Source organism: Pseudomonas sp. WMBT8 (genome assembly GCF_050916005.1).
Taxonomy (GTDB): domain Bacteria; phylum Pseudomonadota; class Gammaproteobacteria; order Pseudomonadales; family Pseudomonadaceae; genus Aquipseudomonas.
Genome location: NZ_CP188096.1, coordinates 1,401,803 through 1,415,310, shown reverse-complemented (window position 1 = coordinate 1,415,310; position 13,508 = coordinate 1,401,803). Strand labels below are relative to the sequence as shown.

At 61.0% G+C, this 13,508-nt stretch carries 13 protein-coding genes; 2 read left to right on the top strand and 11 right to left on the bottom strand.

Annotated elements, in window-relative coordinates; genetic code table 11:
• Positions 1-81 precede the first annotated feature (81 nt).
• Entirely contained in the window at positions 82-1,641 is a 1,560-nt protein-coding gene (locus ACO77H_RS06215; protein ID WP_432755160.1) for a M91 family zinc metallopeptidase, read from the top strand.
• 27 nt (positions 1,642-1,668) lie between these two features.
• Here the strand turns inward: ACO77H_RS06215 and pcaC are convergent, their stop codons facing one another.
• From pcaC to pcaR, 11 genes are all read right to left on the bottom strand, one after another.
• Entirely contained in the window at positions 1,669-2,061 is a 393-nt protein-coding gene (gene pcaC / locus ACO77H_RS06210; protein WP_169955521.1) for a 4-carboxymuconolactone decarboxylase, read from the bottom strand.
• A gap of 10 nt (positions 2,062-2,071) precedes the next feature.
• Entirely contained in the window at positions 2,072-2,863 is a 792-nt protein-coding gene (pcaD, locus tag ACO77H_RS06205) for a 3-oxoadipate enol-lactonase (protein ID WP_169955520.1), read from the bottom strand.
• A 10-nt stretch (positions 2,864-2,873) separates the two neighbouring features.
• Positions 2,874-4,238, bottom strand: coding sequence for a 3-carboxy-cis,cis-muconate cycloisomerase (locus tag ACO77H_RS06200; RefSeq protein WP_432755159.1), 1,365 nt, complete (start codon positions 4,236-4,238; stop codon positions 2,874-2,876).
• Positions 4,239-4,248: 10 nt separating this feature from the next.
• Positions 4,249-5,544 (bottom strand): MFS family transporter, encoded by a 1,296-nt coding sequence (locus tag ACO77H_RS06195; protein ID WP_169955518.1) that lies wholly within the window; start codon positions 5,542-5,544, stop codon positions 4,249-4,251.
• 183 nt (positions 5,545-5,727) lie between these two features.
• Positions 5,728-6,294, bottom strand: a complete 567-nt coding sequence (pcaG, locus tag ACO77H_RS06190; protein ID WP_169955517.1) for a protocatechuate 3,4-dioxygenase subunit alpha — start codon at positions 6,292-6,294, stop codon at positions 5,728-5,730.
• A 1-nt stretch (position 6,295) separates the two neighbouring features.
• A complete protein-coding gene (gene pcaH, locus ACO77H_RS06185; protein WP_169955516.1) occupies positions 6,296-7,000 on the bottom strand; it encodes a protocatechuate 3,4-dioxygenase subunit beta in 705 nt (234 codons plus the stop codon).
• A 28-nt stretch (positions 7,001-7,028) separates the two neighbouring features.
• Positions 7,029-8,234 (bottom strand): 3-oxoadipyl-CoA thiolase, encoded by a 1,206-nt coding sequence (gene pcaF, locus ACO77H_RS06180; RefSeq protein WP_170043064.1) that lies wholly within the window; start codon positions 8,232-8,234, stop codon positions 7,029-7,031.
• Positions 8,231-9,010, bottom strand: a complete 780-nt coding sequence (locus tag ACO77H_RS06175; RefSeq protein ID WP_169955515.1) for a CoA-transferase subunit beta — start codon at positions 9,008-9,010, stop codon at positions 8,231-8,233. The genes pcaF and ACO77H_RS06175 overlap by 4 nt, the downstream gene beginning before the upstream one ends.
• On the bottom strand, positions 9,010-9,867 hold the full coding sequence (locus ACO77H_RS06170) for a CoA transferase subunit A (RefSeq protein ID WP_432755158.1): 858 nt from the start codon (positions 9,865-9,867) through the stop codon (positions 9,010-9,012). The genes ACO77H_RS06175 and ACO77H_RS06170 overlap by 1 nt, the downstream gene beginning before the upstream one ends.
• Before the next feature lie 241 nt (positions 9,868-10,108).
• Positions 10,109-11,455: an MFS transporter gene (locus ACO77H_RS06165; RefSeq protein ID WP_170042899.1), complete on the bottom strand. Its 1,347-nt coding sequence runs from the start codon at positions 11,453-11,455 to the stop codon at positions 10,109-10,111.
• A 177-nt stretch (positions 11,456-11,632) separates the two neighbouring features.
• The gene (pcaR, locus tag ACO77H_RS06160) at positions 11,633-12,475 is read right to left on the bottom strand and encodes a pca regulon transcriptional regulator PcaR (protein ID WP_029297080.1); all 843 of its coding nucleotides are present in this window, start codon (positions 12,473-12,475) and stop codon (positions 11,633-11,635) included.
• Positions 12,476-13,015: 540 nt separating this feature from the next.
• Between pcaR and ACO77H_RS06155 the strand changes: the two genes are divergently transcribed.
• Positions 13,016-13,216 carry a hypothetical protein gene (locus ACO77H_RS06155; RefSeq protein WP_169955512.1) on the top strand — a complete coding sequence of 67 codons (201 nt, stop codon included), beginning with the start codon at positions 13,016-13,018 and terminating at the stop codon, positions 13,214-13,216.
• Positions 13,217-13,508: the final 292 nt, after the last annotated feature.

Below are 13,508 nucleotides of genomic sequence, written 5' to 3'. Positions count from 1 at the left end.
ACCGGCATCGGTTCCCTTGGGAATCCTTGGCCACCGCTCAGCCACTAGTACTCAACGCACACACTAAAGCGAGAGTACGTAATGGCAATATCAACTGGCTTACAACCGTTAAATCTACCGCCACCAAGCACGCACCCGGTAACACTGGCGGGTAACTCCGTATCGAACCCCATTACGATTCAAAGCCCGCCATTGAAAAAATCACATACGCTCTTTACGCCACATTCAACATTGACAATCGATCAGAACTACGTTGAAAAATATCCCGTCTATACAAACGCATTCGCCCTATTTAGCGACAACACTATAAAAATAACCCATCAAGTCACATGGGAGAAATCCACGGATGATGGATATCTAAACAGAAGCAACGCGCTGCAAGTCGTTACAGGTAATCATTCAGACGTCATAAAGGTTAATCCCGCTTCAGGCGACAACATTCACTTGGAAGTCAATGGCATTCATTACCTATTAAAAATCAACAACCACGAAGATTACCCTGAAGAACTGCACATCAAGTCTAAAGGCGGTGATGATCACATCAGGGTTGATCCTCGCGTCACTATGCCGATTGTCATTGAGGGCGGCAGGGGGCGAGACAGGATTGAAGCCCTTGGCAGTGGTGAAACCCGTGTCTATGGCGGTGCGGGCGATGACGATATCACTCTGGGCAGCGCCAACAGCTACGCCGAAGGCAATAGCGGCAATGACACAATGCGCGGCGGCACAGGCAAGACCGTCATGTATGGCAACAACGGCAATGACCTGATGCTCTCCGGCCCCGGCAGCAAGGGAACGTTCAGTTACATGGATGGTGGCAAGGGCAACGACACCATGATCGGCGCCAGCCCGATTAACCTGATGCATGGCGGCCCCGGTGAAGACGTGATGTACAGCACAAGGCCGACCACCTTCTACACCGGCCGAGGCCGGGACATCGTCCTGGCAAACCATGCAAGCGACCAGATCTACGCTGACGCGGGGGATCGGGTTGCCAGGGTTGCCGGCTCAACCCTAAGACAAGTGCGCATAAGCGATGCGGGGCACAAAGCCTTTAAAGTCGAAGGTTCAGACAAGTTCAAGCAACACACCCAAGACAATCTTGAATTTTTCAGAAACTCGCCGACCGCACAAAATATGCTCTCTGAACTAGACCAGGCAGCCGAACTCAATGGTTCCCCCGTTACTATTCGAGAGACCACCGGCAACACTAGTTATTCATACGGCAACAACTTCACGAGAGAGCATGACAAACAACTAAAAGAATATGACGACCTCGCAGAGTCACCCTTGATAGGTTACATCCAAGGTAATACCAAAGGCTCGGTAGCAACTAGCGCAGCAATCAACAGCAACCCTGGTTTTATCTTCCGAGAGCCGCCGGTCGTTATCCTCTACCATGAAATGGCCCATGCCTATAACGGCGCCCACGGCACCTTCCTCCCAGGCAAAACCGATGGCGAGTCCAATATGGAGCGCCAAGCTGTTGGGTTGCAGACCACTGCTCCCGCCTTTGATTTTGACAACGACCCCACGACGCCCCCCACTCCCACCAACCCCAAGACCTTTACCGAAAATGCGCTGCGTGAAGAAACCGGTTTTCCACGGCGTAACACCTACATTCCAGCGGCTGAAGAGTGACTTGGCATAAGGGCGGGCAAATTGTCGTCAGTCCCGCGACTCCACCCCCAACTCGTCCCACACCGACTCTGCCAGGTGAAACGTCGCATTGGCCGCCGGGATCCCGCAGTAGATCGCACTTTGCATCAGCACTTCCTTGATCTCGGCGCGGGTCACGCCATTGCTGGCGGCGGCGCGCAGGTGCAATTTCAGCTCTTCGCTGCGGTTCATGCCGATCAGCATGGCGATGGTGATCAGGCTGCGGGTGTGCCTGGGCAAGCCCGGGCGGGTCCAGATATCGCCCCAGGCATGACGGGTGATCATTTCCTGGAACTCGCTGTTGAACTCGGTCAGGGCATTGAGACTGCGATCGACATGGGCATCGCCCAGCACTGCACGCCGCACCTCGAGCCCCTCGGCATAACGTTGTTTCTCGTCCACAAAAACGCCCTCAGCGATCCAGCAGGAAGGTCAGTACCCGGTCGCTGAACGCAGCCCCGGCTTGTACGTTGGATAGATGCGCCGCGTAGAACTCGGCGTATTCGGCGCCCGCTACACGCGCCTGGATAAAGTGCCCGCCCGCCGGGGGTGTGACGGCATCTTCAGTGCCGGCAATCACCAACGTCGGCACCTTGATGGACGCCAGTTGCTCGCGCAGATCCGCATCGCGCACCGCGCCACAGTTGGCGGCATAGCCCTGGGGCGATGTGGCCGCGAGCATGTCGGTGATGCGCTTGGCCTGGTCGGGATGAGCCTGGGCAAAATCGGCAGTGAACCAGCGGGCAATCGATGCATCACGCAAGCCCACCATTGCCGCCTGGCCATCGCGCAGAACCATGTCGATCCGCGGGTTCCAGATTTCAGGGGTGCCGATCTTGGCCGCCGTGTTGCACAGCACCAGTTTGAGCAAGCGCTCACCGGCGTTGATGCCCAGCCACTGGCCAATCAACCCGCCCATGGACAGGCCACAGAAATGCGCACGCTGGATATCCAGGGCGTCCAGCAACGCCAGCACGTCACGGCCCAGTTGTTCAATGCTGTAGGGGCCCTCGGTGACCAGGGATTTGCCGTGGCCACGGGTGTCCAGGCGCAGCACCCGAAAATGCTCGGTGAAGGCCGGCATCTGGGTATCCCACATCTGCAGGTCGGTGCCCAATGAGTTGGACAGCACCAGCACCGGTGCGCCTTCAGGGCCTTCCAGTTGGTAGTTCAGTTCGCCATCGGCGAGTCGTACAAATCCCACAGCAGTCTCCTCAGGCAGACAATGCAAAGTGCTCGGCCACGGCGCGGCTGACCCAGGTCTGTGCCAGGCCCAGGTAATGCGCCGGGTCCAGCAGGCGATCCAATTCCAGCGCCGACAGCTCGGCGGTGACTTGCGGCTCATCGGCCAACACTGCGCGCAAATGGCGCTGCTCGGCGACCGCGCGTTTACAGCACTGTTGCAGCAAGTGATGGGCGGTTTCACGGCCCAAACGCTGGGCCAAGACGATGCTTACGGCTTCGGCCAGCACCAGGCCCTGGGTCAGGTCGAGATTGCGCGCCATGCGCTGCGCATCGACTTCCAGGCCTTCGCCCAGCAGCAGCGCCTGATGCAACGCCCCGGACACCAGGCGGCAGATCTCGGGCAGGGTTTCCCATTCGGCATGCCACAGGCCCAGGCTGCGCTCGTGCTCCTGGGGCATGGCGCTGAACATCGTCGCCACCAGGCCCGGCACGCGCGTGGCAGCGCTGATCAGCACCGCCGCGCCAACCGGGTTGCGCTTGTGCGGCATGGTCGAGGAGCCGCCCTTGCCCGGCGCCGAAGGTTCGAACACTTCCCCCGCTTCGGTCTGCATCAACAGGCTGATATCCCGCCCGAGCTTGCCCAGGCTGCCGGCGATCAGGCCCAGCACGGCGGCAAATTCCACCAAACGGTCACGCTGGGTGTGCCAGGGTTGCTCGGGCAGCGTCAGTTGCAACTCTGCCGCCAGGGCTTGCGCCACCGGCATGGCGTGTTCGCCCAGTGCAGCCAAGGTGCCGGATGCGCCACCAAACTGCAGGACCAGCAAGCGCGGCTTCAACTCCAGCAGCCGTTGGCGATTGCGTGTCACCGCCCCCAGCCAACCGGCGATTTTCATCCCCAGGGTGACCGGCGTTGCGTGCTGCAACCAGGTGCGCCCGGCCAATGGCACATCGGCATAGCGCTGCGCCTGGGCCGCGAGCACCGTGCCCAGGCGGGCCAGGTCCGTATCGAGCAGCTCCAGCGCCCGCCGCAGTTGCAGGACCAGGCCAGTGTCCATCACGTCCTGGCTGGTGGCGCCCAGATGCACATAGCGCTCGGCGCCAGCGTCTTCACTGGCAATCAACTTGCCCAGGGCCTTGACCAGCGGGATCGCCGAATTGCCCGCCGTGGCAATCGCCGCGCCGAGGGCGTCCACGTCGTACAACGAGGCCAGGCACGCCTGGGCAATCGGCGCCACGGCGGCCTGAGGAATCAACCCGACCCCGGCCTGCACCCGGGCCAATCCGGCTTCGAAATCCAGCATGCCCTGCAAGCGTCCCTGGTCACAGAACACCTCGGCCATGCTGTCGGCGGTGAAGTAAGCGTCGAACAATTGGTTGCTCGTGCGCAGTGTCATAACTCATCCCTTACAGATCGTGGTGCAGGTACTCCGCCTGTTTCGGCAGGCGCAGGCTGAACAGGAACGCGATGGCCATCATGCCGGTCACGTACCAGTAAAAGGTGTTTTCCAGGCCGATGGATTTCAGGCCCAGGGCCACGTATTCCGCCGAACCACCGAAGATCGCGTTGGCCACCGCATAGGCCAGGCCCACACCGAGGGCGCGCACTTGTGGCGGGAACATTTCCGCTTTTACCAGGCCGCTGATGGAGGTGTAGAAACTCACAATCGCCAGCGCCAGGGTAATCAGCACAAAGGCCAGGAACGGGCTGGTCACGGTTTTCAGGGTCAGCAGGATCGGCACCGTGCACAGGGTACCGAGGGCGCCGAACCAGAGCATCGAGTTACGGCGGCCGATCTTGTCCGAGAGCATGCCGAACAGTGGCTGCATGCACATGTAGAGGAACAGCGCGCCGGTCATGATGTAGCTGGCGGTCTTGGCGTGCATGCCGGCGGTGTTCACCAGGTACTTCTGCATGTAGGTGGTAAAGGTGTAGAAAATCAGCGAGCCGCCAGCGGTGTAGCCGAGCACGGTGATAAACGCAGCCTTGTGATCGCGAAACAGCGCGGCAATGCTGCCGGCGTCCTTGTTTTCACGCATTTCCTTGCTGGTGGTTTCTTTCAGGGAGCGGCGCAGCAGCAGCGATATCACCGCCGCCACGGCCCCGATCACAAACGGAATGCGCCAGCCCCAGGCCCGCAGTTCGTCTTCGGTGAGCAGTTGTTGCAGGATCACCACCACCGACACCGCCAGCAGTTGCCCGCCGATCAGGGTCACGTACTGGAACGAGGCAAAGAAGCCACGCTGGCCCTTGAGCGCGACTTCGCTCATGTAGGTTGCCGTGGTGCCGTACTCGCCGCCCACCGACAGGCCCTGGAACAGTCGCGCCATCAGCAGCAGGGCCGGGGCCCAGGCGCCGATGTCCTTGTAGGTGGGCAGAAAGGCGATGACCAGGGAGCCGGCACACATCATCAGCACCGAGATCATCATCGAATTCTTGCGCCCATGCTTGTCGGCGACCCGGCCAAACAGCCAGCCGCCGATGGGGCGCATCAAAAAGCCTGCGGCGAACACGCCAGCGGTGTTGAGCAGTTGCACCGTGGGGTCGTCGGAGGGGAAAAACGCCGGGGCGAAGTAGATGGCGCAGAAGGCGTAGACGTAGAAGTCGAACCATTCGACGAGGTTGCCGGAAGAGGCCCCGACAATCGCAAAAATCCGTTTGCTGCGCTCTTCTCCGGTGTAGTGACTGGTATTGGTTGTCATGTTGTTTTCACTCGTGGGGAACGGGTTAGAGTCTAGACATACTTTGCAACAACCTCGTTCCGCAAGCAGACCTTTGGATAGCAGTTGCCTGTGCCGGCCCTATCGCAGGCAAGCCAGCTCCCACAGGTGAACGCATTCCACTGTGGGAGCGGGCTTGCCCGCGATGGCGCCCTTGCAGCCAACTCAGTAATCGAAAAACACCGTTTCTTCATCGGTGCCCTGAAGAATCACATTCCACTGATACACCCCCGACGCATCCGCCTTGGCAACCAAGGTGCGGCGCCGCTCTGCCGGCACACACGCCAGCAACGGGTCATCGCCATTGGCTGCCTCGCCGTCGAAATAGATCCGCGTCAGCAAGTGCTTGACCAAACCACGGGCAAACACCAGCACCACCAGATGCGGCGCCTGGGTCGTGCCCTTGAGGCCCGGCACACTGCCCGGCTTGATGGTGCTGAAACGAAAGCGCCCTTGCGCGTCCACCGGCACCCGGCCAAAGCCTTCGAAGTTAGGGTCCAGGGCTTTGTCCTGGTCATCCTCGGGGTGGTCATATTTGCCGGCAGCGTTGGCCTGCCAGACTTCCAGCATCGCATCGTTGACCACCTCGCCATTGCCATCGAGCACTTGCCCGGTGATGGCCACGCGCTCGCCAAGGGTGCCCGCATTCGCCAGGTCTTCGCGGTTCAGCCAGGTCAGGCCGATGTGGTAATACGGTCCGACGGTGTGGGACGTGGTTGCGTTGAGGGTCATGTCATTTCTCCATCGGCGTGGCGTCGCGGCCGCGCAGGACGATGTCCCAGCGGTAGCCGAGGGCGTAATGCGGCACGGTCTTTTCCAGGTCGAAACGGGCGATCAAGCGTTCCTTGGCCGAGGTGTCCGGCACGCAGTTGTAGATCGGGTCGTAGGCCAGCAGCGGGTCGCCGGGAAAGTACATCTGGGTCACCAGGCGCGTCAGCACACTGGGGCCGAACAGCGAAAAGTGGATATGCGCCGGGCGCCAGGCGTTGTGGTGGTTGCCCCACGGATAGGCGCCGGGCTTGATGGTCTGGAACTGGTACCAGCCATCGGCATCGGTGACGGTGCGACCGGTGCCGGTGAAGTTCGGGTCCAGGGGCGCGTCGTGCTGGTCGCGCTTGTGATTGTAGCGCCCGGCGGCGTTGGCCTGCCAGATCTCCACCAGGATGCCCGGCACAGGCAGGCCGTTTTCATCCAGGACCCGACCGTGAATGATGATGCGCTCGCCTTGCGGCTCGCCATCGTGCTGGGCAGTCAGGTCGTTGTCGTGCTCGGCAATGCGCTCGGCGCCGATAGTCGGGCCAGTGATTTCCGACAGCGAATGGGGCAAAAACACCAGCGGCTTGGACGGCGAACGCAGGTTCGTCGACTGGTATGCCGGGTGCAGGTAATCAGGCTGAGTACCCGCTTGCGGGCGCCGGTATCCGGGCTTGTCACTCATGGAGCAATCCTCTTTATTCTTGTAGGTCTCAAACGCGTTCGATCGCCAGCGCCAGGCCTTGGCCGACGCCGACACACATGGTCGCCAGGCCTTTGCTGCCGCCGGTTTTTTCCAGTTGATGCAGTGCGGTCAACACCAGGCGCGCACCGCTCATGCCCAACGGGTGGCCCAAGGCAATGGCGCCACCGTTCGGGTTGACCTGCGGCGCATCGTCCGCCAGGCCCAGTTCACGCAGCACCGCCAAGCCCTGGCTGGCGAAGGCTTCGTTGAGTTCGATCACATCAAAGTCGCTGACCGCCAGGCCCAGGCGCTCCACCAATTTGCGCACCGCAGGCACCGGGCCGATGCCCATCACCCGGGGTTCGACCCCGGCACTGGCCATGCCCAACACCCGGGCGCGGGCGGTCAGGCCGTGTTTTTTCACCGCTTCAGCACTGGCCAAAATCAAGGCGGCCGCACCGTCGTTGACCCCGGAAGCGTTGCCGGCAGTGACGGTCTTGTCCGGGCCGTTGACCGGTTTGAGCTTGGTCAGGGCTTCAAGGGTGGTGTCGGCACGCGGGTGTTCGTCGTGCTCCACCAGGGTCTCGCCTTTTTTATGGGCGACCCGCACCGGTACGATTTCTTCGGCAAAAAAGCCAGCGGCCTGGGCCGCGGCAGTGCGCTGCTGGCTGCGCAAGGCAAAGGCGTCCTGGTCGGCGCGCGAGACGCTGTAGTCATCCGCCACGTTGTCAGCGGTCTGCGGCATGGCATCCACGCCGTACTGCGCCTTCATCAATGGGTTGATAAAGCGCCAGCCGATGGTGGTGTCTTCCAGCTTCATGTTGCGCGAGAACGCCGCATCCGCCTTGCCCATTACGAACGGCGCCCGGGACATCGATTCGACGCCACCGGCAATCGCCAACTCCATTTCGCCACTGGCGATGGCGCGAAAGGCGGTGCCGATGGCGTCCATGCCCGAGGCGCACAAACGGTTGAGCGTGACACCAGGGATGCTCGGCGGCAGGCCGGCCAGCAGCGCGGCCATGCGCGCCACGTTGCGGTTGTCTTCGCCGGCCTGGTTGGCGCAGCCGAGGAACACTTCGTCGACCGCGGTCCAGTCTACCGACGGGTTACGCGCCATCAGTGCCTTGATCGGCAAGGCCGCCAGGTCGTCGGCGCGCACCGTGGACAGGCCACCGCCAAAGCGGCCGATGGGGGTGCGGATGGCATCACAGATAAACACGTCGCGCATCAGGCTTCTCCTGGGGTTTGGCCATGGGCGGCGGCCGTACGGGCTTCTAGGTCGCGCAAGGCGTTCAGTTCGATGTCGGTGGGTTCGGCGCTGATGCTGAGCTGGTCGGCAAAGCGGATCGCCCAACCAGTGGCCGCGACCACTTGCTCGCGAGTAACGCCGGGATGCAGGGCGGTGACCACGAATTCGTGGGTGCCCTCCTCCGGCTCCATGATGCACAGGTCGGTAATGATTCCTACGGGGCCTGCGCCCGGCAGGCCGAGGCGCTTGCGCGAATCGCCGCCTTCGCCATGACCGACCGAGGTGATGAAGTCCAGTTTGTCGACAAACGAACGGGACGACTGCTTGAGGATGATCAGCACGCTCTTGGCAGAACCGGCGATTTCCGGCGCGCCACCGGCACCCGGCAGGCGCACCTTGGGCTGGTGATAGTCACCGACCACGGTGGTGTTGATATTGCCGAAGCGGTCGACCTGGGCCGCACCGAGAAACCCGACGTCGATGCGCCCGCCTTGCAGCCAGTAGCGAAAAATCTCACCGGTGGGGACTACCGTGTCAGCAGTTTCCGCCAATTCGCCATCACCAATGGACAGCGGCAATACCGAGGGCTTGGCGCCAATCGGACCGGACTCATAGATCAACACCACATCCGGCGAAGACGTCAGGCGTGCCAGGTTGGCGGCCTTGGACGGCAGGCCGATACCGACGAAGCATACCGAGCCGTTTTTCAGGCGGCGCGCGGCGGCGACGGTCATCATTTCATTGGTCGAGTAAGTCATTACTTGGCCTCCTGCGCGGCCGCCAGCTTGGCCTGGAATTGACTGAAGTCAGCGGTGCCATGGATGTATTCATCGATCCAGGCGGTAAACGTCCCACGGTCCCGAGCGATTGGGTCCCAGGCTTGATAGAAGCGATTGTCACGCTCGGTGTAACCGTGGGCGTAGGACGGATGCGCGCCACCTGGGACATGGCACACTGCGGTCAGGGCCCAGGTCGGCAGCACGCAGGCGTTCATCGGGGCGTTGAGGTCATCGACGATTTCTTCGACGGTGACAATGCAACGCTTGGCCGCCAATGCCGCCTCTTTCTGCACCCCGAGGATCCCCCACAACAGCACGTTGCCCTTGCGGTCGGCCTTTTGCGCATGGATCACGGTGATGTCCGGGCGCACCGACGGCACCGCCGCCAGCACTTCGCCAGTGAAGGGACAGGTCACGGTCCTGATCAGCGGGTTGACCTTGGGCAAGTCGGAACCGGCATACGCCCGCAGCACAGCGAACGGCAGGCCGGATGCGCCGGCCACATAGGCGTTGGCCAGGTCCGCATGGCTGTGCTCTTCGATCTCCAACGGTTGCGGCCATTGCTTCTCGACCGCGTCCCGCAGGCGGTGCAGGGACCCTACGCCAGGGTTGCCGCCCCAGGAGAAAATCAACTTGCGCGCACAGCCGGCCCCGATCAGTTGGTCGTAGATCAGGTCGGGCGTCATGCGTACCAGCGTCAGGTCTTTCTTGCCCTGACGAATGATTTCATGACCTGCCGCTGTAGGGATCAGGTGGGTAAAGCCTTCGAGCGCGACGGTGTCGCCATCATTGACGAACTGCTTTACCGCATCAGCCAGCGAAAGGATTTCAGCCATGGGGTTGGGCTCCCGATGTAGGTCGAAAAAGGCGCTGGAGGCAGCGCCGAAGTGCTTGAAGAGTAAGCCGGGGTCAGGGGCCAAACAATCCGATAATCGACTAACCGTTCGATAATCGAACAGATTGTTGCCTGGCTATCAATCACCTCAAATCCCCTGTAGGAGCCGGCTTGCCGGCGATGGCGATCCTGAAATCACTGCAAGGCTCCAAGGCCTCATCGCCGGCAAGCCGGCTCCTACATCAGGTGGCGTCGGCGTGGCTGACGAAGCCCTTGATCAGCACCGCCGTGGTGGCCAATGCAGCGGGAATCACCAACGCCGTCAGTACCTGCTCGAAATTCCAACCCAACCCCAACAACGTGGCGCCCATCCACGCGCCGAGGATCGCGCCAAAACGCCCAATCCCCAGCATCCAGGACACCCCGGTCGCCCGCCCCTGGGTCGGGTAAAACCGCGCAGCCAGCGAAGGCATGGCCGATTGCGCGCCGTTGACACACATCCCGGCGATCAACACCAGGGTCGCCAGGAGAGTGATGTTGCCCAGGCTCTGGCCCACCGCGTAGGCAAACACCCCCGCCAGTAAGTAGAAAGTACCGATGACCTTGTGCGGATTGAACCGATCCATGGCCCAACCCACGCCCACGGCGCTGAGCACGCCACCAAACTGGAACAGCGCTCCGATGAACGCTGCCTGTTCCATGCTGGCGCCGCTGTCGCGCATCAGGGTCGGCAACCAACTGGTCAACAGGTACACAATCACCAGGCCCATGAAGTAAGTCAGCCACAGCAACAGGGTGCCGGCGCTGTAGGTGCCGGAGAAGATCACCGCGAACACATTGCGCGCCTTGACGGTTTTTTGTTCCGGGACACTGAAGCTGGCGGCCTGGGCGACGGTGACCGGGTCGATGGGTGCCAGGGCCTTGCGCACCTTGTCCGTGCCGCGATTGCGCACCACCAGGTAGCGCGCCGATTCCGGCAACCACAGCACCAGTACGCCTACCAGGATCAACGGCAGGATGCCGCCGAGCAGCAGCAGGCTGTGCCAGCCGAACATCGGGATCAGCTTGGCCGAGATAAACCCGCCACCGGCCATGCCCAGGTTGAAGCCGCAGAACATGCTGGTCACCAGCAACGATTTGTGACGCTCCGGGGTGTATTCGGACAGCAGGGTCGTCGCATTCGGCATACCGGCGCCAAGGCCCAGGCCGGTCAGGAACCGCAACACCAGCAGTTGATCAACGTTGCTGCTGTAGGCCGAAGCCAGGCTGAACGCGCCGAACACCAGCACCGCGCCCACCAGCACCACCTTGCGCCCGAAACGGTCGGCCAAGGGCCCGGAGCCCAGGGCACCAAACACCATGCCGATCAACGCGGCGCTCATCACCGGGCCGAGGCTGGCACGGTCGATGCCCCAATCCTGGGACAGCGCCGGCGCAATAAAGCCCATGGCCGCGGTGTCCAGGCCGTCGAGAAAGACAATCAGGAAACACAGGATCACCACCCGCCATTGATAGCGGGACAGCGGTTGCGCATTGATAAAGGACTGCACGTCCAGACACGTACCAACAGAAGGCGAAGGCTGATTCATTATTTTTATTTCCACACCGATGGCGGGCGGACGACGGTGAGTCGTCATTATTATTGGGGCGAAACCAGAACTGCGGCGGTAGGCGCCGTCGCGGTCAATCACGCTGCCGCGACATTAATAAGCCAGGGCAAACACCGTCAATTCGTCAAACCGGGATCTGTGCGGTCACCGAACAGCTTAAGCAAACAGCTGGGCGCTCAGCTCCTGGCTAGCAGAGAGCATGCTCGGCAGGAAGCGCTGCTCTAGTTCGCTACGGCTGACCCGCCCGGCGTGGGTGCTGACGTTCAGCGCGGCCAGCACCTGGCCAGACGCGTCATACACCGGCACGGCAATGGAACGCAGGCCCTGCTCCAGTTCCTGGTCGACAATGCACCAGCCTTGCTGGCGCACTTGCTGCAGGCATTCAAGCAAGGCTTCGGGGGTGGTCAAGGTGCGGCTGGTCTTGGTTTGCAGGTCGGCATGGTCGAGGTAGTCCTGCAACGACGCATCATCCAGGGCGGCCAGCAGTATCCGGCCCATGGAGGTGCAATAGGCCGGCAGCCGGCCACCGACCGACAGATCCACCGAGATCAGGCGCTGGGTCGTGGCGGAACGGGCGATGTAAAGGATGTCGTCACCTTCCAGGGTCGCCATGTTGCAGGCTTCGTGCAGTTGCTCGCTCATGCGGTCCAGGTAAGGCTGGGCCGAAACCGCCAGGGGCGTGGAAGACAGATAGGCATGCCCCAGGGTCAAGACCTTGGGCAATAGGGAATAGGTGCGCCCGTCCGTGGTGGCGTAGCCGAGCTTGATCAAGGTGTGCAGGCAACGTCTGACGGCAGCGCGGGGGATTTCCGTGCGGTGGCTGATCTGCGCGATGGTCAAGTGGCGCTTGCGCTCTTGGAATGCCTGGACCACCGCCAATCCGCGGGCCAGGGAGGTCATGAAATCCGGATCGCCGGTAAACGCCTGGATGCGCTTGGCCGGAGACGCAACGATCGGCGGCGCCACTGAGGCAAAGGAGTTGCGCAATTGATCGTTCATTTCAGGTCCTTTCTCTTATTTTCGACCGCCATTACAAGCCGGCAGGCCACGGATGTACAAGGCAAGGGCGCCAACATTGGGCGATTATCGGACGGTGATTCGATAATCGCAATTTACAGCCAGGTTGCGCCGGGGATGCCGCTGCACTGAACAATTAATGCCAAGCTTAATTTCAACTGTCACATGCAGGTAATTAAGCAAGTGTGGCGCCAAGTTCTCGACACTATTGGTCTGATGTTTCAAAAGGCAAAGTTGACGATTTTTAACTTGTTGGCGATAGTCTTATCCAAATGCGCCGCTATAATGCACCCTGTGACAATGTAGAGCTGGCCTGACGCGTGATCTTCGATCCCGCCGAACCTGGCCTTTGCCTTGTCCAGGCCTTGGTCGCAAGTACCCAGCCCTGAAAATCAAAACTGTTGCTACGACAGTTGTTCTTCCCCGGTGCCGTGGCCGCGTGTAATACAGAAGTGGTAGATCGTTGCCCTTTACTGATATCGCGCTTCACCGGAATCAAACTCAACTCAATTAGGTAACAATGTGACGAAAGACGAACTGCGCGCGGAACTTGAGCGCCAGGAACAACGTTACAAGGATGTTTACGGCGGGGAAGTCACCACCTACGCCGCCCAACCAGAGCCGGAGCGCAAACCATGGCGCAAACGAGCCAGCCTGCTCGACCAGGCGTTTGCCCAGGAAATCCAAAAGATCGAAAAGGACCTCAAGACCGAAGAGCCATAAGCCTGTCGGACTGAGCCTTCCTGGCAAGTCATTGCCCTGCCAGCACCTCCTGGCAGGGGCGCCTTGGGCATGCCCTCCAATCGTCAGTTTCGGCGACCTTGCGAAATTTCATACAAGCGTTTCAGACACTTCACCCAAAGTGTCGCACCCCGCTCTGCCCCCTGTATTCTTTACAAATCAATGAGTTGCCAAACCCCCGAAATATCTGGTAGCCGCACCCCGCTGCCAAACTAATTCGTTGAAGAATGTTACCGGCGAGCAGCTAGTGCATAGATTACTGAGGTTTTCTGGC

Bases quoted from the DNA above. Each gene is read 5' to 3' on its own strand.
- ACO77H_RS06215 (WP_432755160.1), top strand. From the start codon at position 82: ATGGCAATATCAACTGGCTTACAACCGTTAAATCTACCGCCACCAAGC.
- ACO77H_RS06200 (WP_432755159.1), bottom strand. From the start codon at position 4,238: ATGACACTGCGCACGAGCAACCAATTGTTCGACGCTTACTTCACCGCC.
- ACO77H_RS06195 (WP_169955518.1), bottom strand. From the start codon at position 5,544: ATGACAACCAATACCAGTCACTACACCGGAGAAGAGCGCAGCAAACGG.
- pcaG (WP_169955517.1), bottom strand. From the start codon at position 6,294: ATGACCCTCAACGCAACCACGTCCCACACCGTCGGACCGTATTACCAC.
- pcaH (WP_169955516.1), bottom strand. From the start codon at position 7,000: ATGAGTGACAAGCCCGGATACCGGCGCCCGCAAGCGGGTACTCAGCCT.
- ACO77H_RS06175 (WP_169955515.1), bottom strand. From the start codon at position 9,010: ATGACTTACTCGACCAATGAAATGATGACCGTCGCCGCCGCGCGCCGC.
- ACO77H_RS06170 (WP_432755158.1), bottom strand. From the start codon at position 9,867: ATGGCTGAAATCCTTTCGCTGGCTGATGCGGTAAAGCAGTTCGTCAAT.
- ACO77H_RS06165 (WP_170042899.1), bottom strand. From the start codon at position 11,455: ATGAATCAGCCTTCGCCTTCTGTTGGTACGTGTCTGGACGTGCAGTCC.
- pcaR (WP_029297080.1), bottom strand. From the start codon at position 12,475: ATGAACGATCAATTGCGCAACTCCTTTGCCTCAGTGGCGCCGCCGATC.